At 75.0% G+C, this 24,556-nt stretch carries 26 protein-coding genes and 4 tRNA genes; 6 read left to right on the top strand and 24 right to left on the bottom strand.

Features of this window, described 5'->3' with window-relative positions:
- Positions 1 to 86 precede the first annotated feature (86 nt).
- The 3 genes from nusG to OSB71_RS12545 all read right to left on the bottom strand — a co-directional run bounded on the left by nusG (position 87) and on the right by OSB71_RS12545 (position 1,532).
- Positions 87 to 998: a transcription termination/antitermination protein NusG gene (gene nusG, locus OSB71_RS12535; RefSeq protein WP_265947591.1), complete on the bottom strand. Its 912-nt coding sequence runs from the start codon at positions 996 to 998 to the stop codon at positions 87 to 89.
- Positions 999 to 1,064: 66 nt separating this feature from the next.
- The gene (secE, locus tag OSB71_RS12540) at positions 1,065 to 1,346 is read right to left on the bottom strand and encodes a preprotein translocase subunit SecE (protein WP_265947593.1); all 282 of its coding nucleotides are present in this window, start codon (positions 1,344 to 1,346) and stop codon (positions 1,065 to 1,067) included.
- A gap of 113 nt (positions 1,347 to 1,459) precedes the next feature.
- Positions 1,460 to 1,532 (bottom strand) — tRNA-Trp (locus tag OSB71_RS12545).
- A 225-nt stretch (positions 1,533 to 1,757) separates the two neighbouring features.
- Here OSB71_RS12545 and OSB71_RS12550 point away from each other — a divergent pair.
- Both OSB71_RS12550 and OSB71_RS12555 read left to right on the top strand, forming a co-directional pair.
- Positions 1,758 to 3,005 carry a pyridoxal phosphate-dependent aminotransferase gene (locus tag OSB71_RS12550; RefSeq protein WP_265947595.1) on the top strand — a complete coding sequence of 416 codons (1,248 nt, stop codon included), beginning with the start codon at positions 1,758 to 1,760 and terminating at the stop codon, positions 3,003 to 3,005.
- Positions 3,006 to 3,138: 133 nt separating this feature from the next.
- A complete protein-coding gene (locus tag OSB71_RS12555; RefSeq protein WP_265947597.1) occupies positions 3,139 to 4,158 on the top strand; it encodes an adenosine deaminase in 1,020 nt (339 codons plus the stop codon).
- Between the two features lie 77 nt (positions 4,159 to 4,235).
- Here the strand turns inward: OSB71_RS12555 and OSB71_RS12560 are convergent, their stop codons facing one another.
- From OSB71_RS12560 to OSB71_RS12585, 6 genes are all read right to left on the bottom strand, one after another.
- Positions 4,236 to 5,291, bottom strand: a complete 1,056-nt coding sequence (locus tag OSB71_RS12560) for a UDP-N-acetylmuramate dehydrogenase (RefSeq protein ID WP_265947600.1) — start codon at positions 5,289 to 5,291, stop codon at positions 4,236 to 4,238.
- A 32-nt stretch (positions 5,292 to 5,323) separates the two neighbouring features.
- Positions 5,324 to 5,758, bottom strand: a complete 435-nt coding sequence (locus OSB71_RS12565) for a MaoC family dehydratase (RefSeq protein ID WP_265947602.1) — start codon at positions 5,756 to 5,758, stop codon at positions 5,324 to 5,326.
- A gap of 1 nt (position 5,759) precedes the next feature.
- Positions 5,760 to 6,215 (bottom strand): MaoC family dehydratase N-terminal domain-containing protein, encoded by a 456-nt coding sequence (locus tag OSB71_RS12570; RefSeq protein ID WP_265947604.1) that lies wholly within the window; start codon positions 6,213 to 6,215, stop codon positions 5,760 to 5,762.
- A 116-nt stretch (positions 6,216 to 6,331) separates the two neighbouring features.
- Positions 6,332 to 6,496, bottom strand: coding sequence for a 50S ribosomal protein L33 (gene rpmG, locus OSB71_RS12575; RefSeq protein WP_018834916.1), 165 nt, complete (start codon positions 6,494 to 6,496; stop codon positions 6,332 to 6,334).
- A gap of 88 nt (positions 6,497 to 6,584) precedes the next feature.
- Positions 6,585 to 6,660, bottom strand: a tRNA-Met gene (locus tag OSB71_RS12580).
- 48 nt (positions 6,661 to 6,708) lie between these two features.
- A tRNA-Thr gene (locus OSB71_RS12585) sits at positions 6,709 to 6,781 on the bottom strand.
- Between the two features lie 215 nt (positions 6,782 to 6,996).
- Between OSB71_RS12585 and OSB71_RS12590 the strand changes: the two genes are divergently transcribed.
- Together OSB71_RS12590 and OSB71_RS12595 are read left to right on the top strand one after the other, a co-directional pair.
- The gene (locus tag OSB71_RS12590; RefSeq protein WP_265947608.1) at positions 6,997 to 8,235 is read left to right on the top strand and encodes an amidohydrolase family protein; all 1,239 of its coding nucleotides are present in this window, start codon (positions 6,997 to 6,999) and stop codon (positions 8,233 to 8,235) included.
- A 28-nt stretch (positions 8,236 to 8,263) separates the two neighbouring features.
- A complete protein-coding gene (locus OSB71_RS12595) occupies positions 8,264 to 8,923 on the top strand; it encodes an NAD(P)H-binding protein (protein ID WP_265947610.1) in 660 nt (219 codons plus the stop codon).
- Positions 8,924 to 9,038: 115 nt separating this feature from the next.
- Here the strand turns inward: OSB71_RS12595 and OSB71_RS12600 are convergent.
- Positions 9,039 to 9,120: transfer RNA gene (locus tag OSB71_RS12600), tRNA-Tyr, on the bottom strand.
- 186 nt (positions 9,121 to 9,306) lie between these two features.
- On the opposite strand from OSB71_RS12600, the gene OSB71_RS12605 reads away from it, so the two are divergent.
- Complete coding sequence (locus OSB71_RS12605; protein ID WP_265947612.1) at positions 9,307 to 9,795, top strand: YajQ family cyclic di-GMP-binding protein; 489 nt, start codon at positions 9,307 to 9,309, stop codon at positions 9,793 to 9,795.
- A gap of 546 nt (positions 9,796 to 10,341) precedes the next feature.
- Here OSB71_RS12605 and OSB71_RS12610 read toward each other — a convergent pair.
- From OSB71_RS12610 to OSB71_RS12675, 14 genes are all read right to left on the bottom strand, one after another.
- Entirely contained in the window at positions 10,342 to 10,734 is a 393-nt protein-coding gene (locus tag OSB71_RS12610; RefSeq protein ID WP_265947614.1) for a VOC family protein, read from the bottom strand.
- 4 nt (positions 10,735 to 10,738) lie between these two features.
- A complete protein-coding gene (locus tag OSB71_RS12615; RefSeq protein WP_265947616.1) occupies positions 10,739 to 11,131 on the bottom strand; it encodes a YccF domain-containing protein in 393 nt (130 codons plus the stop codon).
- Positions 11,128 to 11,991, bottom strand: a complete 864-nt coding sequence (gene htpX, locus OSB71_RS12620) for a zinc metalloprotease HtpX (protein ID WP_265947618.1) — start codon at positions 11,989 to 11,991, stop codon at positions 11,128 to 11,130. Before htpX ends, OSB71_RS12615 begins: the two co-directional genes overlap by 4 nt.
- Before the next feature lie 123 nt (positions 11,992 to 12,114).
- Positions 12,115 to 13,623, bottom strand: a complete 1,509-nt coding sequence (locus OSB71_RS12625; RefSeq protein WP_265947620.1) for an NADH-quinone oxidoreductase subunit N — start codon at positions 13,621 to 13,623, stop codon at positions 12,115 to 12,117.
- Positions 13,620 to 15,194, bottom strand: coding sequence for a complex I subunit 4 family protein (locus OSB71_RS12630; protein WP_265947622.1), 1,575 nt, complete (start codon positions 15,192 to 15,194; stop codon positions 13,620 to 13,622). Before OSB71_RS12630 ends, OSB71_RS12625 begins: the two co-directional genes overlap by 4 nt.
- Positions 15,195 to 15,197: 3 nt before the next feature.
- Positions 15,198 to 17,360 carry an NADH-quinone oxidoreductase subunit 5 family protein gene (locus tag OSB71_RS12635; RefSeq protein ID WP_265947624.1) on the bottom strand — a complete coding sequence of 721 codons (2,163 nt, stop codon included), beginning with the start codon at positions 17,358 to 17,360 and terminating at the stop codon, positions 15,198 to 15,200.
- The gene (nuoK, locus tag OSB71_RS12640) at positions 17,357 to 17,767 is read right to left on the bottom strand and encodes an NADH-quinone oxidoreductase subunit NuoK (RefSeq protein ID WP_265947626.1); all 411 of its coding nucleotides are present in this window, start codon (positions 17,765 to 17,767) and stop codon (positions 17,357 to 17,359) included. Before nuoK ends, OSB71_RS12635 begins: the two co-directional genes overlap by 4 nt.
- A complete protein-coding gene (locus OSB71_RS12645) occupies positions 17,767 to 18,438 on the bottom strand; it encodes an NADH-quinone oxidoreductase subunit J family protein (RefSeq protein ID WP_265947628.1) in 672 nt (223 codons plus the stop codon). The genes nuoK and OSB71_RS12645 overlap by 1 nt, the downstream gene beginning before the upstream one ends.
- Complete coding sequence (locus OSB71_RS12650) at positions 18,435 to 19,064, bottom strand: NuoI/complex I 23 kDa subunit family protein (RefSeq protein WP_265947630.1); 630 nt, start codon at positions 19,062 to 19,064, stop codon at positions 18,435 to 18,437. Before OSB71_RS12650 ends, OSB71_RS12645 begins: the two co-directional genes overlap by 4 nt.
- The gene (locus OSB71_RS12655) at positions 19,064 to 20,023 is read right to left on the bottom strand and encodes a complex I subunit 1/NuoH family protein (protein WP_265947632.1); all 960 of its coding nucleotides are present in this window, start codon (positions 20,021 to 20,023) and stop codon (positions 19,064 to 19,066) included. The genes OSB71_RS12650 and OSB71_RS12655 overlap by 1 nt, the downstream gene beginning before the upstream one ends.
- A complete protein-coding gene (locus tag OSB71_RS12660) occupies positions 20,023 to 21,285 on the bottom strand; it encodes an NADH-quinone oxidoreductase subunit C (RefSeq protein WP_265947634.1) in 1,263 nt (420 codons plus the stop codon). Before OSB71_RS12660 ends, OSB71_RS12655 begins: the two co-directional genes overlap by 1 nt.
- The gene (locus tag OSB71_RS12665; protein ID WP_265947636.1) at positions 21,282 to 21,857 is read right to left on the bottom strand and encodes an NADH-quinone oxidoreductase subunit B; all 576 of its coding nucleotides are present in this window, start codon (positions 21,855 to 21,857) and stop codon (positions 21,282 to 21,284) included. Before OSB71_RS12665 ends, OSB71_RS12660 begins: the two co-directional genes overlap by 4 nt.
- Entirely contained in the window at positions 21,848 to 22,213 is a 366-nt protein-coding gene (locus OSB71_RS12670; protein WP_265947638.1) for an NADH-quinone oxidoreductase subunit A, read from the bottom strand. The genes OSB71_RS12665 and OSB71_RS12670 overlap by 10 nt, the downstream gene beginning before the upstream one ends.
- Before the next feature lie 284 nt (positions 22,214 to 22,497).
- Positions 22,498 to 23,031 (bottom strand): hypothetical protein, encoded by a 534-nt coding sequence (locus tag OSB71_RS12675; protein ID WP_265947640.1) that lies wholly within the window; start codon positions 23,029 to 23,031, stop codon positions 22,498 to 22,500.
- Positions 23,032 to 23,227: 196 nt separating this feature from the next.
- On the opposite strand from OSB71_RS12675, the gene OSB71_RS12680 reads away from it, so the two are divergent.
- Positions 23,228 to 24,388 carry a sensor histidine kinase gene (locus tag OSB71_RS12680; protein ID WP_265947642.1) on the top strand — a complete coding sequence of 387 codons (1,161 nt, stop codon included), beginning with the start codon at positions 23,228 to 23,230 and terminating at the stop codon, positions 24,386 to 24,388.
- Positions 24,389 to 24,556 lie beyond the last annotated feature (168 nt).

Consider the following 24,556-nt stretch of genomic DNA (forward strand, 5'->3'; position numbering starts at 1 on the left):
CTCCCGACGGGGCCGCAGGACAGCGCGAAGCCCCCCGCGGGGGCGGGGGGCTCACGGCGTCACGGCGACGGCGTCCGGCTCGTGGGTCAGTTCTTCTGGATCTGGTCGAAGCTGAGCTCGACCGGGGTCTCGCGGCCGAAGATCTCCACCAGGCCCTTGACCTTCTTGGAGTCGGCGTTGATCTCGTTGATCGTGGCCTGGAGCGTGGCGAAGGGGCCGTCGGTGACGGTGACCGAGTCGCCGACCTCGAAGTCCAGGACCTGGACCTCCACCTTGCGGCTGGGCGCCGGGCGGCCCTCGGCGTCGGCGGCCTCCTTGGCGGCCTTCGCCTCGGCCTCGGGGGCCAGCATCTTGACGACCTCGTCCAGCGTCAGCGGGTAGGGGTCGTAGGCGTTGCCGACGAAGCCGGTGACGCCGGGGGTGTTGCGGACGACGCCCCAGGACTCGTTGGTCAGCTCCATGCGGACGAGCACGTAGCTGGGCAGCTTGTTCTGCCGGACGGTGCGGCGCTCGCCGTTCTTGATCTGCGCGACCTCTTCCTGCGGCACCTCGGCCTGGAAGATGTAGTCCTCGACGTTCAGCGAGACGGCGCGCTGCTCCAGGTTGGTCTTCACCCGGTTCTCGTAGCCCGCGTAGGTGTGGATGACGTACCACTCGCCGGGCTGGTGGCGCAGCTCGTCGCGGAGCGCGGCGACCGGGTCGACCGGCTCCTCCTCGGCCTGCTCGGCCTCGGCGTCCTCACCGGCCTCGCCCGCCGCCGCGTCGGCGGCCTCGGGCTCCGTCCCGGCCGTCACCGGTTCCGCAGGCTCTGCCGAGCCCTCGGCGGCGTCTTCGGCGGGGGTGGCGGAAGCGTCCGCGTCGGCCTCGGCGGCCGGTGCGGCACCGGCAGCTTCGGTGGCCTGCTCGACGCTGTCGTCTGCCGCCGACTCGGCGGGGCCGAGCGCGGTCTCACCGCCCTGGGCGGGGTCGACGGCGTCGTTCAGGTTCGGGTCAGACACGGTAGCTGCTTCTTCCTGGCTTTATGGGGGTCGAACACACGGGCTCAGTGATCGGCGTCAGCCTGATCAGCCGAAGACGAACTTCACGGCCTCGCTGAACCCGAAGTCAATCACGAAGATGAAACCGATCATGACGAGCACGAAGATGATCACCACGATCGTGTACGTGATGAGCTGCTGCCGCGTAGGCCAGACGACCTTGCGCAGCTCCGCGACGATCTGACGGTAGAAGAGCCCCAGTCGGCCCAGCGGACCCTTCTTGCCGCGCTTCCCCCCGCGCCGCGGCTTGCGGTCATCCGAGGAACCCCCGGGCTCGGGGACCTCGGCAGTATCCGTGATCTCCGCCACTTGTCCTCACCTGATCCGGGGTCGAGGCCGTGCGACGTCCGGCCCGGCCGCACGGCGGTGCATTTCAGTACGTACGCCTGCACGCACCATCCTATGGGGTGAAGATGCGTGAGCAGGGCCGGAGGGACTTGAACCCCCAACCGCTGGTTTTGGAGACCAGTGCTCTACCAATTGAGCTACGACCCTTTGCCGTTCCTCAACCTACCGCATCCCCGCCGCTGCGCTAAGTGGCGGCCGGGTTGCCGTGGATGAGGGCCAACGAGGGACGAGTGTACGTGCTCGTCGCCATAACGTCGAACAGGTTCACTTCCACATCGGTGTGGGTAGGCGTCGTCGCGCCCCGCGAAAACGCCCTCCCGCACGGCGAAACCGCTGTGTGCGGGCCCCGACGAGTCTGCGACGATGCCACCTATGACTGCTGCACACCCCTCCGACCAGTCCCCCACCGCACCCACCGGCAACCGCGTGTCCGCCCGCGTCGGCGCGATCTCCGAGTCCGCGACGCTCGCCGTCGACGCCAAGGCGAAGGCGCTCAAGGCGGCCGGTCGGCCGGTGATCGGCTTCGGCGCGGGCGAGCCCGACTTCCCGACGCCGGACTACATCGTCGAGGCGGCGGTCGAGGCGTGCCGGAACCCGAAGTTCCACCGGTACACCCCGGCCGGTGGGCTGCCGGAGCTGAAGGCGGCGATCGCGGAGAAGACGCTGCGCGACTCCGGCTACCGGGTCGAGGCGGCGAACGTGCTGGTCACCAACGGCGGCAAGCAGGCGATCTACGAGGCGTTCGCCGCCATGCTGGACCCGGGGGACGAGGTCATCGTCCCGGCGCCGTACTGGACGACGTACCCGGAGTCGATCAAGCTCGCCGGCGGGGTGCCGGTGCCGGTCGTCGCGGACGAGACCACGGGGTACCGGGTCACCGTCGAACAGCTCGAGGCCGCGCGCACCGAGCGCACGAAGGTGCTGCTGTTCGTCTCGCCCTCCAACCCGACCGGCGCCGTCTACAGCCGCGAGCAGGTCGAGGCGGTGGGCCGCTGGGCCGCCGAGCACGGCCTGTGGGTGATGACGGACGAGATCTACGAGCACCTGGTCTACGGCGACGCCGAGTTCGCCTCGCTGCCCGTCGTCGTCCCCGAGCTCGCCGACCGCTGCGTGATCGTCAACGGCGTGGCGAAGACGTACGCCATGACGGGCTGGCGCGTGGGCTGGGTCATCGGCCCGAAGGACGTGGTGAAGGCGGCCACGAACCTCCAGTCGCACGCCACGTCCAACGTGAGCAACGTCGCGCAGGCCGCCGCGCTGGCCGCCGTCTCCGGGGACCTGACGGCGGTGGAGCGGATGAAGGAGGCCTTCGACCGGCGCCGTCGCACGATCGTGCGCATGCTGAACGAGATCGACGGCGTGGTCTGCCCGGAGCCGGAGGGCGCGTTCTACGCCTACCCCTCGGTGAAGGCGCTGCTGGGCAAGGAGATCCGGGGCAGGCGTCCGGCCGACACGGTGGAGCTGGCGGCGCTGATCCTGGAGGAAGCCGAGGTCGCCGTCGTCCCCGGGGAGGCGTTCGGCACGCCGGGGTACCTGCGGCTGTCCTACGCCCTGGGCGACGAGGACTTGGCCGAGGGCGTCTCGCGCATCCAGAAGCTGCTGGCCGAGGCGCGGGACTGACGCTCCCGTAGCCACGCCCAGGCGTCCCCGCGAGGCGGGTCCCGGCCGGTCCGGGGCCCGCCTCGCGCCCGTTCGGTGGGGGATTCGCCGAAAGCCGCTTCCCGGCGGGGCGCGGGTGCGGCAGGATCTTGGGATGGAACGCGCGCGTGATGTCCGTCTGCTGCCCAAGGCCCATCTGCACCTGCACTTCACCGGTTCGATGCGCTCCAGCACCCTGCTGGAGCTGGCCGACAAGTACGGCGTGCACCTGCCGGACGCCCTGCGCGGCGGCCGGCCGCCGAAGCTGCGGGCGACCGATGAGCGCGGCTGGTTCCGCTTCCAGCGGCTGTACGACATGGCCCGCTCCTGCCTGCGCTCGCCGGAGGACATCCAGCGCCTGGTGCGCGAGGCGGCCGAGGAGGACGTGCGCGACGGCTCGCGGTGGCTGGAGATCCAGGTCGACCCGACCTCCTACGCGCCCCGGCTGGGCGGCCTGATCCCGGCGCTGGAGGTCATCCTGGACGCCGTGGACCGCGCCCAGCGCGACACCGGCCTGCCGATCCGCGTGCTCGTCGCGGCCAACCGGATGAAGCACCCGCTGGACGCGCGCACGCTCGCCCGGCTCGCGGTGCGCTACCGCGACCGGGGTGTGGTGGGGTTCGGCCTGTCCAACGACGAGCGCCGCGGCTTCGCGCGCGACTTCGACCGCGCGTTCGACATCGCCCGGCAGGGCGGACTGCTGGCGGCGCCGCACGGCGGCGAGCTGTCGGGCCCGGCCAGCGTGCGGGACTGCCTGGACGACCTGTCCGCCGGGCGTGTCGGGCACGGGGTGCGGGCGGCGGAGGACCCGCGGCTGCTGGCCCGGCTGGCCGAAGCGGGTGTGACGTGCGAGGTGTGCCCGGCCTCCAACGTGGCCCTGGGCGTCTACGACAAGCCGGCCGACGTGCCGGTGCGGACGCTGTGGGACGCCGGGGTGCCGATGGCGCTGGGCGCCGACGACCCGCTGCTGTTCGGCTCCCGGCTCGCCGCCCAGTACGAGCTGGTCCGCGAGCACCACGGCTTCACCGACGCGGAGCTGGCCGAGCTGGCCCGCCAGTCGATCCGCGCGACGAGCGCGCCCGCGCCGGTGCGGGCGGAGCTGCTGGCCGACGTCGACGCCTGGCTCGCGGCGTAGCGGTGCGCGCGGCGCCGGTCGCGGAGCGCGCACCGGGCGCCGGAACCGCGGCGGACCGGGCGGGTCCCCCGGGCGGACTACAGCGCGCAGCCGACCGTGACCGGTTCGTTGACCAGGGTGACGCCGAACGCCGCGCGCACCCCGTCGCGCACCTCGCGGGCCAGCTCCAGCAGCTCCGCCGTCGTCGCCGTGCCGCGGTTGGTCAGGGCGAGGGTGTGCTTGGTGGAGATGCGGGCCGGGCCGCTGCCGTGCCCCTTGGCGAATCCGGCGTGCTCGATGAGCCAGGCGGCGGAGGTCTTCACGCGGCCCGCCCCGGCCGGCCAGGCCGGCGCCACGGCGTCCGGGCCGAGCCGCTCGGCGACGCGGGCGAGGAACGCGGCGTGCTCGGCCTCGTCGAGCTGGGGGTTGGTGAAGAAGGAGCCGGCCGACCAGGTGTCGTGGTCCTCCGGGTCGAGCACCATGCCCTTGCCCGCGCGCAGCTTGAGCACGGTCTCGCGGGCGCGGGCCGCGGGCACCCGCTCGCCGACGGCGACGCCGAGCGCTCGGGCGGTCTCGGCGTAGCGCACCGGCGCCGAGAGCCCCCCGGCGTCCTCCAGCGCGCAGCGCACCCGCAGCACCACGAAGCGCCCCGGGTCGGCCTTGAAGCGGCTGTGCCGGTAGCCGAAACCGCAGGCGGCGGCCGGGAGCGCCACCGTCTCGTCCGCGACGCGGTCGTAGGCGACGACCTCGGTGATCACCGAGGACACCTCCTGGCCGTACGCGCCGACGTTCTGGATGGGCGTCGCGCCCGCCGAGCCGGGGATGCCCGCCAGGCACTCGACGCCCGCGAGCCCGGCCTCCACGGTGCGGGCCACGGCGTCCGACCAGTTCTCGCCCGCGGCCAGCTCCAGGTGGGTGCCGTCCAGCGCGAAGCCGGTGGTGGCCACGCGCAGCACGGTGCCGCGGAAGCCGTCGTCCGCGACGACGAGGTTGCTGCCGCCGCCGACGAGCAGCAGCGGCGTCCCGGCCGTGTCGGCCGCGCGCACGGCGGCGACGACCTCGGCGTCGGTGGTCGCGGTGAGCAGCCGGTCGGCCGGGCCGCCGAGCCGGAAGGTGGTCAGCGGGGCGAGCGGGGCGTCGAGGAGTTCCTGCACGGCCACAAGGGTACGGGGGTGCCCGGCGGGCCTCAGGCGAGCCGGACCACGGCGCGGGCCATGCCCAGCACCTTCCGGCCCGCGCTGGTGGCGGTGAGGTCCACGCGGACGGTGCGGGCGGCGTCGTCCAGCTTGGCGGCGACCTTGGCGCTCACCTCGATCCGCGCGCCCTCGGCGTCGTCCGGGACCACGACGGGCTTGGTGAAGCGCACGCCGTACTCGACGACGGCGGCGGGGTCACCGACCCAGTCGGTGACGACGCGGACGGCGGAGGCCATGGTGAACATGCCGTGGGCGATGACGTCCGGCAGGCCCACCTCGCGGGCGAACCGCTCGTTCCAGTGAATCGGGTTGAAGTCCCCGGAGGCTCCCGCGTAGCGCACGAGCGTCTCGCGGCGCACCGGGAACGTGCGGGCGGGCAGCTCGGTGCCGGGCTCGACGTCGGCGTAGGCGATCGTGGCGGCCATCTCAGGCGTCCTTCCCCGCCGCGCGGGCGACCATCTTCGTCCAGGCGGTGACGACGTGCGCGCCCTCGGCGTCGTGCACCTCGCCCCGGATGTCGAGCACGTCGTTGCCGGCCATCGACTTGATGGACTCGATCGTGGAGGTGACGGTGAGCCGGTCGCCGGCGGTGACCGGGCGGGTGTAGCGGAAGCGCTGGTCACCGTGGACGACGCGGCCGTAGTCCAGCCCGAGCTGCGGGTCGTGGATGACATCGCCGGCCGCCCGGAAGGTGACGCTGAAGACGAACGTGGGCGGGGCGATGACGTCCGGGTGGCCCAGCGCCCGGGCCGCCCGCGGATCGCGGTAGGCGGGGTGGTCGTCACCGACCGCGTCGGCGAACTCGCGGATCTTCTCCCGGCCGACCTCGTAGGGCGCGGTGGGCGGGTAGGTCCGCCCGACGAACGACTGGTCGAGGGCCATGGCCCGCTACCTCCTGCTGCCTGCTAGCTGCTACCTGCGGGGAGCCGCCACGGGGGCGGCAACACGGGAGGCCGCCCCCGTGACACGGGGGCGGCCTCCACGACGAAGCTGTGGGTTCAGCGCGTCTCGCGGTGCGCCGTGTGCGCGTTGCAGCGCGGGCAGTGCTTCTTCATCTCCATGCGGTCCGGGTTGTTCCGCCGGTTCTTCTTGGTGATGTAGTTCCGCTCCTTGCACTCCACGCAGGCCAGCGTGATCTTCGGGCGGACGTCGGTGGCAGCCACGTTGAGTGCTCCTTGACGCGAACGAATGGGATGTAACGCAGAAAGAGTAGCCGATCGCAGGACCGACCCCACAATCGGCTACTGGTTGTGGTAGCGGCGACCGGACTTGAACCGGTGACACAACGATTATGAGCCGTTTGCTCTACCGACTGAGCTACGCCGCCACGATGTACACGGCCCCCCGCCTGAACGCGGACGGCCTCGCACACCAGAGCCCCAAAACGGAATCGAACCGTTGACCTTCTCCTTACCATGGAGACGCTCTGCCGACTGAGCTATTGGGGCGAGCGGTGAAGACATTACACGCTCCGCCGCCGAAGGTGAAATCCGTATCCGGCCCGCCCACGCCACCGGCGGCCCCCCGCTCACCGCCCGCACCACGGGCCCCGGCGACACCGGACCGGTACGACTTTTCCCCGCGCCCGTCGTCTGCGCGGCGCGGTGGCGCGACGGCGTCCTAGGCTCGGCTCGATCCCGCCCGTGCCCAGATCGGGAGCCCGATGCCGGACCGCCAGCCGCCCGAAAGCCCGCGCACCTCCTCGCCCGCGCGCGGCGGCGCCCTCGTGCTCACCGACGCGTGCCTGGCCGACGGCAGAACCGTGGACGTGCGGGTCGCCGACGGGCACATCGAGGCCGTCGGCACCGCGGGCAGCCTGGGCGGCGACGCCGCCCGCACCGGCGCCGCCCGCGTCGACCTGCGCGGCTACCTGCTGCTGCCCGCCCCCGCCGAGCCCCACGCCCACCACGACAGCGCGCTCACCGCCGACACCGCCGGACCGCCCTCCTACGCGCCCCGGGAGGTGCAGCGGCGCACCACGGAGGCCGCGCTGCTCCAGCTCGGGCACGGCGCGACGGCGATCCGCACCCACGTGCGCATCGGCGACGTCACCGCGCTGGACGCCCTGGAGGCCGTGCTCGCCGCCCGCCGCGCGCTGCGCGGCCTGACCGACCTGGGCGTCGTCGCCGTCCCGCGCCTGCTCACCGGCGTCGCGGGGGCCGAGACGCGGGCCATGCTGCGCGACGCCGTGGGCATGGGCGCCGGCGTCGTCGGCGGCTGCCCGGACCTCGACCCCGACCCCTCCGGCTACACCGAGACCGTGCTCGGACTGGCCGCCGACCACGGCTGCGCCGTCGACCTGCACACCGACGCCACCGACGCCGGACGGCTGTCCCGGCTGGCGGCGATGGCGGGCGGCCTGCGGCCCGGCGTCACCCTCGGCCCCTGCGGCGGCCTGGCCCGCATGCCGCGCGAGGTCGCCACCCGGCTGGCCGACCAGCTCGCCGACGCGGGGGTGCACGTGGTGGCGCTGCCCCAGGGCGGGTGCGCGCTGGCGGAGGCGCCGACCGCGCCGGTGCGACTGCTGCGCGGCGCGGGCGTCCAGGTCGCGGCGGGCAGCGGCGCCCTGCGCGACGCCGGGAACCCCGTCGGGCGCGGCGACCCGCTGGAGGCCGCCTACCTGCTGGCCTCCCGGGGCGAGACCGCCCCGCAGGAGGCGTACGCCGCGGTCAGCGCCCACGCCCGCGCCGCGCTGGGGCTGCCGCCCGTCCGCGTCGAGGCGGGCTTCCCCGCCGAGCTGCTCGCGGTGCGCGGGCGGACGCTGCCGGGCGTGCTGTCCCTCGGGTACAGCCGGGTGGTGCTGCACCGGGGCCGCGTCGTCGCCCGCACCAGCGCCGTGCGCGAGTTCTGCGACGCCGCGGACGCCGCCGGGCCCGGCCTGCCCCGCCAGGCGCAGGGGTGAGGGCCGCGCGGTGTCGTACGGTCGGGGCATGCGCACAGTCATCGCTGGTGGAAACGGTCAGATCGCGCTGCGCCTGGAGCGGCTGCTCACGGCGCGCGGAGACGAGGCGGTGGGCCTGATCCGCCGCCCGGAGGCCGCGCCCGAGGTGCGGGCCGCGGGCGCGGAGCCGGTGGTCTGCGACCTGGAGGCGGTGGACGCCCAGGAGGTCGCCGCCCACCTCGCCGGGGCGGACGCCGCCGTCTTCGCGGCCGGCGCGGGCCCCGGCAGCGGCGTCGCCCGCAAGGAGACGGTCGACCGCGCGGCCGCCGAGCTCTTCGCCGAGGCCGCCGCCCGCGCCGGGGTGCGGCGGCTCGTCGTCGTCTCGGCGATGCGCGTGGACCAGGAGCCGCCCCCGGGCACCGGCGAGGTCTTCGCCGCCTACCTGCGCGCGAAGGGCGCCGCCGACGCCGCCATCCGCGCGCGCACCGACCTGGACTGGACCATCCTGCGCCCCGGCCGCCTCACCGACGACCCCGGCACCGGACGCGTCCAGCTCGGCACCGGCGTCGAGCGCGCCGAGGTGCCCCGCGACGACGTCGCCGCCGTCCTCGTCGCCCTCCTCGACGAGCCCCGCACCGCGGGCCTCACCCTGGACCTGGTCAGCGGCACCACCCCCGTCCCCACCGCCGTCGCCGCCACCACGCCCTGACACCCTGACGCCCCGTCACCCCACCCGGCCGGGGCCGACCGGAACAGCCCAGCCCCCACAACGACGAACGGCCCGTACCCAGCGTCTCCGCTGCGTACGGGCCGTTCCACTCCTGTGGCGGCGCCAGGATTCGAACCTGGGAAGGCTGAGCCGGCAGATTTACAGTCTGCTCCCTTTGGCCGCTCGGGCACACCGCCTGGGATGGGCCGTCCGGAGGCGTGCTCCGCGACGACGGGGTAAACCATACCTGATGGCGGGGGGTGGTTCGCCACTCCGTTGATCAGCGGTGGGGCGTGGGGGGCGGGGCTAGGCTGGCGGGGCACGGACGCCGTCGGGCGGGCCGTCGTCCCATACCGGATCTACGCATGAGGAGCCTACTCACGATGGCCGACTCCAGTTTCGACATCGTCTCGAAGGTCGAGCGGCAGGAGGTCGACAACGCGCTCAACCAGGCCGCCAAGGAGATCTCGCAGCGGTACGACTTCAAGGGCGTGGGCGCCAGCATCGCCTGGTCCGGCGAGAAGATCGAGATCCGCGCGAACTCCGAGGAGCGGGCGAAGGCGGTCCTGGACATCTTCGAGACCAAGCTGGTCAAGCGCGGCATCTCGCTGAAGGCCCTGGACGCCGGGGAGCCGCAGGCCTCCGGCAAGGAGCACAAGGTCTTCTGCTCGCTGCAGGAGGGGATCTCGCAGGACAACGCGAAGAAGGTCGCCAAGGTGATCCGCGACGAGGGGCCCAAGGGCGTCAAGGCCCAGGTGCAGGGTGACGAGCTGCGGGTGAGCTCCAAGAGCCGCGACGCGCTCCAGGAGGTCATCGCCCTGCTGAAGGGCAAGGACTTCGACTTCGCCCTCCAGTTCGTCAACTACCGCTGAGTCCCGGCGGGGCGTCTGAGGGCGCGTCCCGGTCCGGGCGGGTGCGGTGCGACGCGCGCGGTGCGCCGTCGTGTACGGCGCCGCCCGGCGGAGTCCGCCCGGGGACGCACCGCCCTGCCGCCCGGGCACCCTCGACGCGCCCCGGTACGGTCCGCCGCCGGGGCGCCGCTGTGTACGGGGGACGCGACAGGCCGCTGGGCGGGCGGCGCGGTCAGCGCGCGGACGCCGCCCGGCTGCCCGGCTGCCCGGCTGCCCGGCTGCCCGGCTGCCCGGCTGCCCGGCTGCCTGACGAGCGTCCGGGATGGGTGGGAGCGGCGTTGCGGCGACGGGGTGCGGTGCCGCCTCTCCGCTGTCCCGGGCGCGTCGTTTCCGGCTCGCCGTGCGGGGAGCGCGCGGTCGGTCTCCGCGGCCCCGCGGGCGGCGCCACGCTCCGCGTGGGGCGCGGTACGCGGGCGTGGTCACCGCCTCCCTGGTCACCGTCGCCGTCGCCACCGTCGCCGTCGCCGCGGTCGCCGTCGGCAGGGTGGGGTGGGACGTTGGTCGAGGTCAGGCCGTGGGCGCGGTGCTGTCCGGGGCCGGGAGGTGGGCGAGGACGTTGACGACGCGGCCGCCGGGGTCGCGGGCGAAGAAGCGGCGCACGCCCCAGGGCTCGTCGGTCAGCGGGTGGACGATCTCGGCGCCGGACGCGGTGACGGCGGCGTGGACGGCGGCGAGGGTCTCGACGGTGTCCACCTCGATGCTGAGGTCGGGGACGACGGGGGCCGTGGCGTCGTGGGTGGCGAAGAGGAGCTGCGCGGTGGGGTTGGCGGGCGAGGCGAGCGCCATGACCCAGCCCATGTTCATCACTTCGCGCAGGCCCAGCAGGCCGTAGAAGGCGCGGTGCTCGGCGAAGGCGGCGGCGTCGGTGCGGGCGTCGGGGACGACGCGGCGGACGGTCACCGCGTCACCGGGCCGCGAAGGGGCGGTCGGTGGGGACGATCTCGCGGCCGAGCGGCGTCAGGGAGACGGGGATCAGCTTGAAGTTGGCGATGCCCAGCGGGATGCCGATCACGGTGACGCACAGGGCGAGGCCGGTGAGGACGTGGGCGAGCGCCAGCCACCAGCCGGCGAGGACGAGCCACAGGACGTTGCCGACGAGGCTGGCGGCGCCCGCGCTCCGGCGTTCGGCGGCGCTCCAGCCGAAGGGCCACAGGGCGTAGCGGCCGATGCGGAAGGACGCGATGCCGAACGGGATGCCGATGATCGTGACGCAGAGGACGACCCCGGCGGCGAGGTAGCCGAGGAACAGCCAGAACCCGCTGAAGATCAGCCAGATGATGTTCAGAATGGTCTTCATGGGTGCCAGCCTGCCATCCGTTCCAGGCGCGCGACGCGTTCGGCCATCGGGGGGTGGGTGGAGAACAGCGCGGCCATGCCCTCGCCGCGCCGGAAGGGGTGGGCGATCATCATGTGGCTGGCCGTCTCCAGGCGCGGTTCGGTCGGCAGCGGCAGGCGCTGGGTGCCCGCGTCGAGCTTGCGCAGGGCGGAGGCGAGGGCCAGCGGGTCCCCGGTGAGCCGGGCGCCGGCGGCGTCGGCCTCGTACTCGCGGGAGCGGCTGACGGCGAGCCGGATCAGGGACGCCGCGAGGGGGGCGAGCAGCAGGAGCAGGAGCATGCCGAGCAGCCCAGGCCCCTCGTCGTCCTCGGAGCGGCCGAACGGGATGAGCCAGGCGAGGTTCGCCAGGAGGACGACGACGGTGGCCAGCGCCCCGGCGACGGAGGCGACGAGGATGTCGCGGTGGTGGACGTGGCTCAGCTCGTGCGCGAGGACGCCGCGCAGCTCGCGCTCGTCGAGCAGGCCCAGGAGGCCGTCGGTGCAGCAGACGGCGGCGCCCCGCGCGTTGCGGCCGGTGGCGAAGGCGTTGGGGGCCTGCGTGGGGGAGAGGTAGAGCCGGGGCATGGGCTGCCGGGCGGCGGTGGAGAGCTCGCGCACGATGCGGTAGAGCGCGGGGGCCTCGAACTCGCTGACCGGCCGGGCCCGCATGGCGCGCAGCGCGAGCTTGTCGCTGTTCCAGTAGGCGTAGCCGTTGGTGCCCAGGGCGACGAGGACGGCGACGAGCAGGCCGGTGCGGCCGAACAGGGAGCCGACGACCACGATCAGCGCGGACAGGGCGCCCAGGAGCACGGCCGTCCTCAGCCCGTTGTGTCGGCGGTGCACGGTGCGCCCTCCCGGTGGTGCCACAGGGGAACCCTTGCTCTGGTGGTGTCTCCACCTCCCAGTGGACGCTCCCCGCGGGGACAACGCGAGGCGACGGCCTGGGGTTCCCCGGCCCGGGGCGGCCTACAGCAGTGAGCCGGAGGCGAAGCGCAGGATGAGCTGGGGGGCGCCGGACAGGACGAGTCCGGCCACGGCCGCCAGGGCCAGGGCCGCGGTGAGGGGGGCGGCGCGCCGCAGCCGTGCCGGGGCGGCGTCCGGGGCGCGGAACAGCAGCGCCGTCCAGCGCAGGTAGTACACCAGGCCGATGGCGACGTTGACGGCCATGACGACGGCGAGCCAGCCGAGTCCGGCGTCCACGGCCGCGCCGAAGACGGCCACCTTGGCGAAGAGTCCGACCACGCCCGGGGGCAGCCCGGCCAGGCAGAGCAGGAAGAAGCCCAGCGCCAGGGCGAGCAGCGGGTGGGCGGCGTGCAGGCCGCGGAAGTCGGCGACGCGGGCGCCGGGGCGGCCCACGTGGAGGACGACGGCGAAGGCGCCGAGGTTGACCACGGCGTACATGAGCGCGTAGGCGACGGTGGCCCCCACCGCGCGACCGGGGTCGTCGGCGTAGGCGGCGGCCGCGATGGGCACCAGGAGGTAGCCCGCCTGGGCGACGGAGGACCAGGCCAGCAGCCGTACCGCGCCGTGGGCGGCGTCGGCGCGCTGGCGCAGTGCGGCGAGGTTGCCGGCGGTCATGGTGAGCGCGGCCAGCACCGCCAGGACCGGCCCCCAGGTGCCCGCGTAGGCCGGGAAGGCGTAGACGGTGACCAGGACGAGCCCGGAGAACCCGGCGGTCTTGCCGACGACGGAGAGGTAGGCGGCCACGGGCACCGGGGCGCCGACGTAGGTCTCGGGCACCCAGAAGTGGTACGGCACCGCGGCCGTCTTGAAGGCGAAGCCGGCCAGGGTCAGGACGACGCCCGCGGGGGCGAGCGCGGACAGGGCGGGGTCGACGTCGCGCAGGCCCTCGGCGACGCCGCGCAGGTGCAGGCTGCCGGTGGCGGCGTAGACGAAGCTCACGCCCAGCAGGGTCACGGCGGTGGCGGCCACCGAGGAGAGGAAGAACTTCAGCGCGGCCTCGGAGGCCAGCCGGTCGCCGCGGCGCAGCGCGATGAGGGCGAAGAGGGGTAGCGAGGCCACCTCCAGCGCGATGACGAGGGTGGCCAGGTCCCGCGCGGCGGGCAGCAGCGCGGCGCCCGCGACGGAGGAGAGCAGCAGGAACCAGAACTCGCCGGGCGGCAGCTTGCTGTCGGCGACGGTGGTCAGCGACAGCAGCGCGGCGAGCAGCGCGGCGCCCAGCACCAGGAGCTGGATGGCCAGGGCGAAGCCGTCGGCGGTGTAGCCGCAGGCGGTGGCGTCGGTGGTGAGGCAGAAGGTGGCGCGTTCCCGGCCGGTCAGCGGCAGCAGGGCGAGCAGGGCGAGGGCGAGTCCGGCGACGGCGCCCCAGCCCAGCAGCGGCTTGCGGCGCTCGGTCAGGAACAGGTCGGCCACCAGCAGCCCGAGCGCGACGACGGCGGGCACGGCGACGGGGGCGATGGCCACCCAGTCGACGGACTGGACGGGGCCCGCGGCCGCCAGGACGGGGTGTCTCATCGGCTGACTCCCGGCAGGAGGTGCTGCACGGCCGGGTCGGTCAGCCCGAGCAGGAGCGCGGGCCACAGTCCGGCCAGGACGGTGAGGACGACGAGCGGCGTCCAGGCGGCGAACTCGTACCCGCGCACGTCGGGCAGCTTGGCGGCGGCCGTCTCGCGTCCGCCCGTGCAGACGCGGCGCACGACGAGCAGCAGGTAGGCGGCGGTGAGGAGGGTGCCGAAGGCGCCGAGTGCCAGGAAGACCAGGTACGCGGGGCGGCTGAGCCCGTCGGCGGGGTGGTAGGCGCCCAGCAGGGCCAGCATCTCGCCCCAGAACCCGGCGAGCCCGGGCAGTCCGAGCGAGGCGACGGCGCCGAAGGCGAGCAGGCCGCCGAGCCGGGGGGCGCGCCCGTAGAGCGCGGCGCCCGAGCCCCGGGCGAACTGGTCGAGCTCGGTGGAGCCGGTGCGTTCCTTGACGGCGCCGACGAGGAAGAACAGCAGGCCGGTGACGAGGCCGTGGGCGACGTTGGCGAACAGCGCGCCGTTGACGCCGGTGCGGGTGAGCGTGGCGATGCCCAGCAGCACGAAGCCCATGTGGCCGACGGAGGAGTAGGCGATGAGCCGCTTCAGGTCGCCGCCGGTGCCGTCGCGCACGAGGAAGAGGCAGGCCAGCGAGCCGTAGAGGATGCCGACGACGGCGAAGGCGGCGAGGTAGGGGGCGAAGAACCGGGCGCCCTCGGGGGCGGCGGGCAGCACGATGCGCACGAGGCCGTAGGTGCCCATCTTCAGCAGGACGCCGGCGAGCAGCACCGAGCCGACGGTGGGGGCGGCGGTGTGCGCGTCGGGCAGCCAGGTGTGCAGCGGCCACATCGGCGTCTTGACGGCGAAGCCGACGCCGAGCGCGAGGACGGCGGTGATCTGCGTGGCCCGGCCAAGTCCCGCGCCCTGGCCGGCGGCGAGGGCCACCATGTCGAAGGTGCCCGCCCGCAGCCCGAGCAGGAGCAGGCCGAGCAGCATCACCACGGAGCCGAGCAGGGTGTAGACGATGAACTTCCCCGCCGCCCGGGTCCGGCCCGCTCCGCCCCAGCGGGCGATGAGGAAGTACATCGGGACGAGGACGGTCTCGAAGGCGAGGAAGAACAGGATCAGGTCGAGCGCCGTGAAGGTGGCGAGCGTGCCCGCCTCCAGGACGAGGAGCAGCGCGACGAACGCCCTGGGCGCCGGGCCCTTGGGAGGGTTGCGGTAGCTGTAGAGCGCGCACAGGAACGTCAGCAGGGCGGTGAGGACGACCAGGGGCAGCGAGATGCCGTCGACGCCGAGGTGGAGGCGGACGCCCAGGGCCGGGATCCAGGAGACGTCGGTCTCCGCCTGCACCTCGCCGGCGCGGTCGTGGGCGAACCCGGCGGTGAGCGCGAGCGCGGCGAGGAGGACGAGGCCGGTGACGGTGACGCCGTGCCGCAGCACGGCCTGCTCGGGGCCGCGGCCGCGCAGTCCGGGCGGGGCGGGCAGCAGGGCGGCGACCGCGCCCAGCAGCGGCAGCACGACGACGGCGGCGAGGAGGAGCCGCAACACGGTGTCGTTGAGGGCGATCACGGCTCACGCTCCCGCGAGGACGACGGTGAGGACCAGCACGAGGGAGCCGGCGAACAGGACGCTCAGGTAGGTCTGGACGTTGCCGGTCTGGGCGCGGCGGACGGCGGTGCCCAGCCAGCCCGCGCCCGTCCCGGCGCCGCGTACGTAGGCGTCGACGACCTCGCGGTCCAGGAAGCGCACCAGGCGCGCGGCGGCGCGCACCGGGGTGACGGACAGGCGGCGGTAGACGGCGTCCAGGCGGAACCCGGCGGCGGCCGGCCCGCACAGCGGCCCCAGCAGGAGGGGCGCCGGGTCGGCGGTGCCGCGCGCGACGGCCTGGCGCCACGCGCCCCAGGTGACCAGGGCGCCGACGCCCGCGGCCGCCGTGGCCAGGACCGAGGTGACCAGGGTGGGGCCCAGGCTTCCGCCGCCGAGCCAGTGCGGCAGCCAGTCGTAGAGCAGGCCGAAGGCGAGGGAGGGCACGGCCAGCACCCACAGGACGACGGTCATGAGGGCGGGCTGCCGGGCGTGGCCGCGCTCGGGCCCGGGCACGTGGCCGGTGGCCAGCGCGGTCTCGGCGGAGGGGACGGCGGTGGGGTCGTCGGCGGCCCGCGCGTGCGCCTCGGTGGCGCCTGGCTCGGGGGCGTCGGCGTCCGGCGCCGCCTCGCGGGCCAGGCGCTCCGGCGGGGCGGAGGCGACGGCGGCGGGGGCTGCGGTGGGGGCTGCGGCGGCGGGGGCGACGGCGGCGGGTCCGGCGTCCGGCGCGGGCGGCGCGGGCGCCGCGGGGGCGCCCGACGCGTCCGGGGCGAGCGCCGGGGTGGCGGCCTCGCCGCGGCAGGCCAGCAGCCACAGCCGGGTGGCGTAGGCGGCCGTGAGCACGGCGGTGACCAGGCCGGCGACGAGCACGATCCACCCGGCCAGGGCCGGAATGCCCGCGTCCGGATCGACGGCGGTGTGCTCGGCGGCGCCGAGGACGGCCTCCTTGGAGAAGAAGCCGGAGAACGGCGGGATCGCGGCGAGCGCGAGCAGCCCGATGGTCAGCGTCCAGTAGGCGTCCGGGACGCGGCGCGCGGTGCCGCCCGCCCGGGCCATGGCCGTCAGCGAGCCGGTGCCCGCGGCGTGGATGAGCACTCCGGCGGCCAGGAACAGCAGCGCCTTGAACGCGCCGTGGGAGAGCAGGTGGAAGACGGCCGCGCCCCGGTCGGCCACGGCGAGCGCGCCCGCGAGGTAGCCGAGCTGGCCGATGGTGGAGTACGCCAGGACCCGCTTGACGTCGTCCTGCGCGAGCGCGGCCAGCGCGGACCCGGCCATGGTGACCGCCGCCAGCACCGCGAGGACCACCAGCGCGGCGGCCGACGCGGTGAACACCGGGAGCAGCCGTCCGACGACGTACACGCCCGCCGCGACCATGGTGGCCGCGTGGATCAGCGCGGAGACCGGCGTCGGACCGGCCATGGCGTCCGGCAGCCACGTGTGGAGCGGGAACTGCGCCGACTTGCCGGCCACCCCGGCGAGCAGCAGCAGCGCGATCAGCGTGGAATGGCTCAGCTCGAAGTCGGACAGGGTCGAGGTCAGGCGGGTGACGATCGTGGAGATGCGGAACGTCCCGGCCTGCGAGGCCAGCGCCAGGATGCCGATGAGGAACGGCACGTCGCCCAGCTTGGTGACCAGGAAGGCCTTCAGCGACGCCGACCGGGCGGCGGACGTCTCCCAGTAGTGGCCGACCAGGAAGTAGGAGCAGATGCCCATGACCTCCCAGCCCACGAGCAGCACGATCAGGTCGTCGCTGTAGACGACGAGCAGCATCGCGGCGGTGAAGAGGGAGACGAGCGCGGCGTAGGAGGCGTAGCGCGGGTCGTCGCGCAGGTAGCCGGTGGAGTAGAGCTGTACGCAGGAGGCGACGACGCCGACGAGCACCGCGACGAGCACCGCGGCCCCGTCGAGGTGGAACGCCAGCTCGACGGGGAGCGCGGCGTTGCCGGTGGGCGTCAGCTCGGCGGCGGCCGTCAGCGGCGCGCGGCCGCCCTGCCGGACGGCGACGACGAGCGCGAGGACGGCGGCGGCCAGCGTCGGCAGCACGGCCAGCGGCCGGACGAACCCCGGGGCGCGGCGTCCGGCCGCGAGCCCGGCGAGCGCGCCGAGGAAGGGCAGGACGGGGACGAGGACGGCGAGGGTGACGGTGCTCACGCGGTGGCCTCCGCCTGCTGCCCGGGCCGCGCCGCGCCGGTGCCGGACGCGGCCGCGCCGGCACCGGGCTGGTCCGCCGCGGGCCCCGGGGCGCCGGCCGGGCGCTCGGCCAGGTCGCGCAGGGCGTCGATGTGGGAGCCGGCGCGGTTGCGGTACACGAGCAGCACGATGGCCAGGCCGATGCCGATCTCGGCCGCCGCGACGGCGATGGTGAACAGGGTGAGGGACTGCCCGGCCCGCAGGGTGTCGCGCAGCCACACGTCGAAGGCGACGAGGTTGAGGTTGACGGCGTTGAGCATCAGCTCGACGGAGATGAGCACCAGCACCGCGTTGCGCCGGGCCAGCACGCCGTACAGGCCGATGCTGAACAGCAGCGCGGCGAGGACGGCGGGGTAGACGAGGTGCATCAGCGCTCCTCCGCTTCCGGAGCTCCCGGCACGTCCGAGGCGCCCGGCGCCTCCTGGGCGTCCTGGGCGTCCTGAGCCTGGGCGTCCTGGGCCTTCCGGGCCTCCGGCGCCGCCACCGCCTCCGGGGCGGGCGTTCCGGCCGGCCCGTCCGGCGTGGTGCGGCGGGAGACGACGATCGCGCCGACCAGCGCGGCCAGCAGCAGCAGCGACAGCGCCTCGAACGGCAGCACCCAGTGCCGGAACAGCGCCTCGCCGACGGTCTGGGTGTCGCCCTGCGGCCGGTCCAGCTCGATCCACGCGGTGCGGAAGGCGTCCACGACGAGGGTGACCAGCGTCGCGGCGGAGGCGAGTGCCACGGCGAGCGCCACCGGGCGGTTGCCGGAGTCGGCGTCCGGCGAGCGTCCGATGGGCGCGCGGGTGAGCATCAGCCCGAACAGCAGCAGCACGACGACGGAGCCGACGTAGATCAGCACCTGCACCCAGGCGACGAACTCGGCGGTCAGCAGCAGGTACTCCACCGCGATGCCGCCGAGCGCGACGACCAGCCACAGCGCGGCGTGCACGAGCTGGCGCGTGGTGACGGCGACCAGCGCGGCGCCCACGGTGACCAGTCCGGTCAGCAGGAAGACGATCTCCACGCCGGTGGGCGAGAGGAAGCCGGGAGCGTTCACGCGCTGGTGCCTCCCCCGTCCGCGTCGGGCGCACCGGGCGCGGCGCCGGAGCCGGGCACGGCGCCGGCGTCCGGGCCGGGGGCGTGCTCCCGCGCCTCGGCCGCCTGGGCGGCCGCCGCCCTGTCGGCGGCCTTCCGCGCCGCGGAGACCTCCTTCGGCTCCTCGGCGGCCGGGTCCGGCGGCGGCGGTTCCGGCACCGTCCACATCCAGGCGCGCAGCGTGTCGCGCTCGTGCGTCAGGTCGCGGATGTCGGTCTCGGCGTACTCGAACTCCGGGGACCAGAACAGCGCGTCGAAGGGGCACACCTCGATGCAGATGCCGCAGTACATGCACAGCGAGAAGTCGATGGCGAACCGGTCGAGCACGTTGCGGCTGCGCTCTCGGCCACCGGGCGCGGCGGGCGGCAGCGTCTCCTTGTGCGAGTCGATGTAGATGCACCAGTCCGGGCACTCGCGCGCGCACAGCATGCAGACCGTGCAGTTCTCCTCGAACAGCCCGATCACGCCCCGGCTGCGGGCGGGCAGCTCGGGCTGCACGTCCGGGTAGTGCGCGGTGTGCGCGCGCCGGGTCATGGTCTTCAGGGTGACGGCCAGGCCCTTGGCCAAGCCGGAGCCGGGGAGGCCCATCAGGCGAACACCACCTTCACGACGCCGGTGAGGGCGATCTGGAGGAGGGCGAGCGGAACGAGCACGGTCCAGGCGAACCGCTGGATCTGGTCCGCCCGCAGGCGCGGCCAGGCCACCCGCGTCCAGATCACCAGGAAGCTGAGCGCCGCCGTCTTCAGCAGCGTCCACAGCCAGCCGAGCCCGTCGGCGAACGGCCCGTGCCAGCCGCCGAGGAAGAGCACGGCCGTGAGCGCCGAGACGACGACGATGCCCGCGTACTCGGCGAGCAGGAACAGCGCGAAGCGCAGCCCGCCGTACTCGGTGAGCGGACCGAACACGATCTCCTCGGGGGCGAGCGGCGCGTCGAAGGGCGGGCGGTGCAGCTCGGCGATGCCGGCGGTGAAGAAGACGAACGCGCCGACGAGCTGCCAGGGCAGCCACCACCACTGCCAGGCGTCCAGGATGCCCGGCAGCGACAGCGTGCCCGCGGCCATCGCGACGGAGGCGGCCGACAGCAGCAGCGGCAGCTCGTAGGCCATGAGCTGCGCCGCCGTGCGCAGACCGCCCAGCAGGCTGTACTTGTTGGCGCTCGCCCAGCCGCCCATGAGCTGGCCCAGCACGCCGACGCCGAGCACCGCGAGCACGAAGAAGATGCCCGCGTCCACGACCTGCCCGACGCCGCCGTCGGGAGCGACCGGGATGGCGACGAGCACGAGCAGGTAGGGGACGAGCGCGACGGCGGGCGCCAGCCGGAAGATCCGCCGGTCGGCGGCGGCCGGGACGACGTCCTCCTTCTGCGCGAACTTCACCCCGTCGGCGACGAGCTGGGCCCAGCCGTGGAAGCCGCCCGCGTACATCGGGCCGACGCGGCCCTGCATGTGCGCCATGACCTTGTGCTCGGCCTGGCCGACGAGCAGCGGCAGCGTGAGGAACGCCAGCAACACGGCGGCCAGCCGCCACGCGACGTCGAGGAAGTCCATCACCGCCGGCCCTCCTCGGGGCCCTCGCGCCCCTCGCCCCGTGCCGCGGCGTCGGCGGCCGCGTCGTCGGCGGCCTCCTCGGCCGCGTCGTCGGCCGCCTCGGCGGCCCGCTCCTGCGCCTGCCCGGCGGGCGTCGCCCCGGCCGTGTCCGGCGCCTCGGGCCGCTCCTCGGCCCCGGCCGGCGCGGCGGCTCGCGCCTCCTGCGCCGACGGCGGCGCCTCGCCCCACGGGGCGTCGGCGGCGGTCCGCCGACGCGGCCGGTTCCCCGCCCGCTCCCCGGCCGACGCCCCCGACGCCCCCGACGCCCCCTGGGCCTCCGCACCCGCGCCGGGCGCGGCCGCCTCGCCCGGCGCGGCGGTCTCACCCGGCGCGGCGGTCTCGGCGCGCTGGCTCGCGGAGCCGTCCGACGCCGAGCGCGTGCGCCGCGTGGGGCGGGCCGGGCGGTGGCCCGTAGCCCCGCCCGGCGGGGTGGAGGCGGCGGGATCGGTGGACGCGGGGGGCTCGGCGGGCTCGGCGGACTCGGTGCGCTGGCTGGCGGAGCCGGCGGAGGCCGAGCGGGTGCGGCGGGGCGGGCGGTCGCCGGGGGCCGCGCGGCCGCGGGCGGGGCGGGCCGCCCGGGCGGGCGCGGGCGGGAGCTGCCCCTTCAGCGGCCCCCACTCGTTCGGGTCGGGCACGCCGGGCGGCAGCATCTGGCGCCGCTTGGGCCCGCCGTGCTCCGACTCCCCCGGTTCCTTCGCCCCGGGCCACGCCTTCGCCACCCGCGCCGCGAGCACGAAGTCCTTGCGCAGCGGGTGGCCCTCGAAACCGTCCGGCAGCAGCAGCGGCGTCAGCCCCGGGTGGCCGGTGAAGTCGACGCCGAACATCTCGTGCGTCTCCCGCTCGTGCCAGCCCGCCCCGGCGTAGACGCCGGTGGCGGTGGGCAGGGCGGGCGCGTCGTGCGGCACGGTGGTGCGCAGCACCAGCCGCCGTACCGTCGCACCGCCACCGTCCGCACCGCCCGAACCGTCCGCATGCCCCGCGCCCCCCGCGCCGGGCAGCGCGGCCACGTGCGCGCACACCAGGAAGCCGGTGCCGGGCTCGTCCACCGCGCTGAGCCAGTCGAAGAAGGTGCAGCCCAGCTCGTCGCGAGCGGTGCGCAGCGCGTCCGTCCACGCCTCGGCCGGGACGTCGACCGTGAGCAGCTCGTACGCCTCCTCCGCGCGGGCCCCGGCGCCGAACAGCTCCTCGGCCGCGCGGGGCAGCCAGCCGACGGCGGGGCTCATCGACCGTCCTCCGGCCTGCGCACCAGATCGCTGGTCAGCGCGGCCGTGGACGGCCGGGCGGAGCCGTAGCGCTCGCCGAGGGACTCGGCGGCGATCTTCTCCTGGAGCTTGAGGATGCCCTGGAGCAGTGCCTCGGGGCGCGGTGGGCAGCCGGGCACGTAGACGTCCACGGGGATGATCTGGTCGACGCCCTTGGTCACCGCGTAGGAGTCCCAGTAGGGGCCGCCGCAGTTGGCGCAGGCGCCGAAGGAGATGACGTACTTGGGCTCGGGCATCTGCTCGTAGAGCCGCTTGACGGCCGGGGCCATCTTGTCCGTCAGCGTGCCGGAGACGACCATCAGGTCGGCCTGGCGCGGGCCCGGCGCGAACGGGATGACGCCCAGCCGGATGAAGTCGTGCCGGGCCATGGAGGCGGCGATGAACTCGATGGCGCAGCAGGCGAGCCCGAAGTTGAACACCCACAGGCTGTAGCGGCGGCCCCAGTTGAGCACGACCTTCATCGGCTCGGGCGCGAGCTTGGCCAGCGTGCCCAGGCGGCGCGGCATCGGGAGGTCGGCGCGTGTCACGTCCATGTGAGGACGCCCTTCTTCCAGGCGTAGAGCAGGCCCACGGCGAGCAGGCCGAGGAAGACGAACATCTCCACCAGGGTGACCGCGCCGAAGGAGGCGAACACCGTCGCCCACGGGAACAGGAAGATCGAGTCGATCGCGAAGATCACGTAGAGGAAGGCGTAGACGTAGTAGCGGACCTGGGTGTGCGCCCAGCCCTCGCCCACCGGGTCGACACCGCACTCGTAGGGGAGCAGCTTCTCGCGGGTCGGCGCGACCGGGCGCAGCAGCGCGCCGCCCGCGAAGGCCACGGCGACGAAGAGCACGCCGACGACCGCGACCAGGCCGACGACCGCATAGCCGTGGAAGTAGTCCGGCACCGTCCTGTCCGTCCCTGTCTGTGCGCTGGCGTTCGACGATCTGTACGGACGGGAGTCTAGGCCCTGGCCGCCCGGCGCGGGGGTGCCGTCTCACGGCCGGGCGGCGCCGCCCGGCCGTCCCACCCGCCCGGCCGTCCCACACCCGGCGCCGCCGCCCGCGGTCCGGCGCGTTCGCCTTCCGGTCCCCGCGCCCCCGCGCCCCACGGCGCCACGGCGCCCGCCCCGCCCGTGCGGTTCGCCGTCCCCGGCCGCGTCTCACCGGCCCCGTCTCACCGGCGCGGCGCTCAGCGGCCCGGGTCCGGCGCCGCCCCGGGGGGCGGGGTGCCCGGAGCGCGTCCGGGGCGGGTGGCGCGGGCGGCGGCGCGGTCCATCACCGTCGCCGCGAGCCGGGCGGAGGCCTCGCGCGCGCCCTGCCCGAGCAGGCCCGTGCGCACCGCGCCGCCCGCCGCCAGGTGCCGGTCGTAGGGCAGGGTGAGCACCCGCGCGCCGCCGGACTCCAGGTAGCGCGCGGCGTCGGCGGCGTCCAGCGTGGTGTCCGGCGTGGCGTGGGTGAGCACGACGGCCGTCGTGGGCAGCAGGGCGCGGTGCAGGCCGTCGATCCAGTCGAGCACGGTGCGCGTCGCGGCCACGCCCTCGACCGTGGCGGGGCTGACCAGCACGCGGGCGTGCGTCGTCGTCAGCGCGGTGCGGGCCACCTCGGCGGGGAGCGTCTCGCAGTCCACGACGGTGGTGCCGAAGTAGCGGCGCAGCGAGGTCATCAGGACGCGGTAGGTCTCGACGTCGAGCCGGGCGCCGACCGAGCCCTGGCTGCCCGGCACGACCGGGGCTGGCCGCTGCCGCGGCCCCGGGCCCCTCGGTGCGCCGCCGCCGGTGCCGCAACACGATACGGCCACCGGGCCGCGCCGCTCCAGGGTGGTCCGCGGCGGTCGGCCGCCCGGGGTGGGGTTATCCCCACCCGGGGCGGCGGAGGAGCCCCATGGCGGGGCGCGGTGCGGGCCGGGCAGGCTGGGGCCCATGAGCACCGACCGCGGCCCCGTCGCCGAGCCGGCCCCGCCGCGCGCCGTGCTGAGCGGCGGCACCTGGCGGGAGATCGTCCACCTGCTGGCCAACCTCCCCGTGGACGTCGTCGCCTTCACGTTCGTGGCCGCCTGGCTGTACGCGGGGGTGCTGCTGGCCGTCACCGTCGTCGGGCTGCCGGTGCTGACGCTCGGGCTGATGGGCTGCCGCCAGTTGGGGAAGGCGGAGCGGGCCCGGGCGCGGGCGCTGCTGGACGTGCACGTCGAGGAGCCCACCCCGCTCCGGCACCGCACGCACGGCGGGGTGGGGGCCTGGGTGTGGGCGACGCTGAAGGACCCGGTCGCCTGGCGGTACGCGCTGTACGCCACGATCCGGCTGCCCTGGGGGCCGTTCACCTTCTTTGTCACCTTCGTGGCGCTCTTCCTCGCCTGGCCGGCGCTGCCCTGGCTGGCGCGCTGGCTCACGCACGTCGACCGCGCGCTGGTGCGCTACCTGCTGGCCCCCTCCGACGAGCTGGAGCGGCGCATCGCGGCCCTGGAGGCGGGTCGGGCGGCGGTGACGGACACCGCCAGCGCCGACCTGCGCCGCATCGAACGCGACCTCCACGACGGCGCCCAGGCCCGCCTGGTCCACCTCGCCATGAACCTCGGCATCGCCAAAGAGAACCTCACCCACGACCCCCACACCGCCGCCCGCATGGTCGACACCGCCCACCACGAGATCAAACTCGCCCTCCAAGAACTCCGCGACCTCGCCCGCGGCATCCACCCCGCCATCCTCACCCACCGCGGCCTGGGCCCCGCACTCCAAACCCTCACCACCCGCTGCACCACCCCCACCACCCTCCACACCGACCTCCCCCACCGACCCGCCCCCGCCACCGAATCCATCGCCTACTTCACCATCAGCGAACTCCTCCAGAACATCAGCAAACACAGCCACGCCACCCACGCCCACATCGAACTGTGGAAAACCGACAACCGCCTCCTCATCCACGTCACCGACAACGGACACGGCGGCGCCAACCCCCACCACGGCACCGGACTCACCGGCCTCACCCACCGCCTCCAATCCGTCGACGGACTCCTCCTCATCCACTCCCCCACCGGCGGCCCCACCACCATCACCGCCGAACTCCCCTGGCGCGACCCCGACTGAGCCGTGCCGACGCACGGCGCGGGGCACCACGGGGACGCGGGACAACCGAGCGCCGGGCGGCGACGCAGGGCGGCCGGGCGCCGGGCGGGGAAGCGGGGCAACCGGGCGCCGGCCGCGAACGCCCGACGACCGGGCACGGGCCCGGAGGCGTGCGGCGGGCCGGGCCCG

Origin of the sequence: Streptomyces marinisediminis, assembly GCF_026262575.1 — a bacterium.
GTDB lineage: Bacteria > Actinomycetota > Actinomycetes > Streptomycetales > Streptomycetaceae > Streptomyces > Streptomyces marinisediminis.

Bases quoted from the DNA above. Each gene is read 5' to 3' on its own strand.
- OSB71_RS12550 (WP_265947595.1), top strand. From the start codon at position 1,758: ATGACTGCTGCACACCCCTCCGACCAGTCCCCCACCGCACCCACCGGC.
- OSB71_RS12555 (WP_265947597.1), top strand. From the start codon at position 3,139: ATGGAACGCGCGCGTGATGTCCGTCTGCTGCCCAAGGCCCATCTGCAC.
- OSB71_RS12565 (WP_265947602.1), bottom strand. From the start codon at position 5,758: ATGGCCGCCACGATCGCCTACGCCGACGTCGAGCCCGGCACCGAGCTG.
- OSB71_RS12570 (WP_265947604.1), bottom strand. From the start codon at position 6,215: ATGGCCCTCGACCAGTCGTTCGTCGGGCGGACCTACCCGCCCACCGCG.
- OSB71_RS12590 (WP_265947608.1), top strand. From the start codon at position 6,997: ATGCCGGACCGCCAGCCGCCCGAAAGCCCGCGCACCTCCTCGCCCGCG.
- OSB71_RS12595 (WP_265947610.1), top strand. From the start codon at position 8,264: ATGCGCACAGTCATCGCTGGTGGAAACGGTCAGATCGCGCTGCGCCTG.
- OSB71_RS12605 (WP_265947612.1), top strand. From the start codon at position 9,307: ATGGCCGACTCCAGTTTCGACATCGTCTCGAAGGTCGAGCGGCAGGAG.
- OSB71_RS12615 (WP_265947616.1), bottom strand. From the start codon at position 11,131: ATGAAGACCATTCTGAACATCATCTGGCTGATCTTCAGCGGGTTCTGG.
- OSB71_RS12625 (WP_265947620.1), bottom strand. From the start codon at position 13,623: ATGAGACACCCCGTCCTGGCGGCCGCGGGCCCCGTCCAGTCCGTCGAC.
- nuoK (WP_265947626.1), bottom strand. From the start codon at position 17,767: ATGCACCTCGTCTACCCCGCCGTCCTCGCCGCGCTGCTGTTCAGCATC.
- OSB71_RS12650 (WP_265947630.1), bottom strand. From the start codon at position 19,064: ATGGGCCTCCCCGGCTCCGGCTTGGCCAAGGGCCTGGCCGTCACCCTG.
- OSB71_RS12655 (WP_265947632.1), bottom strand. From the start codon at position 20,023: ATGGACTTCCTCGACGTCGCGTGGCGGCTGGCCGCCGTGTTGCTGGCG.
- OSB71_RS12660 (WP_265947634.1), bottom strand. From the start codon at position 21,285: ATGAGCCCCGCCGTCGGCTGGCTGCCCCGCGCGGCCGAGGAGCTGTTC.
- OSB71_RS12665 (WP_265947636.1), bottom strand. From the start codon at position 21,857: ATGGACGTGACACGCGCCGACCTCCCGATGCCGCGCCGCCTGGGCACG.
- OSB71_RS12680 (WP_265947642.1), top strand. From the start codon at position 23,228: ATGAGCACCGACCGCGGCCCCGTCGCCGAGCCGGCCCCGCCGCGCGCC.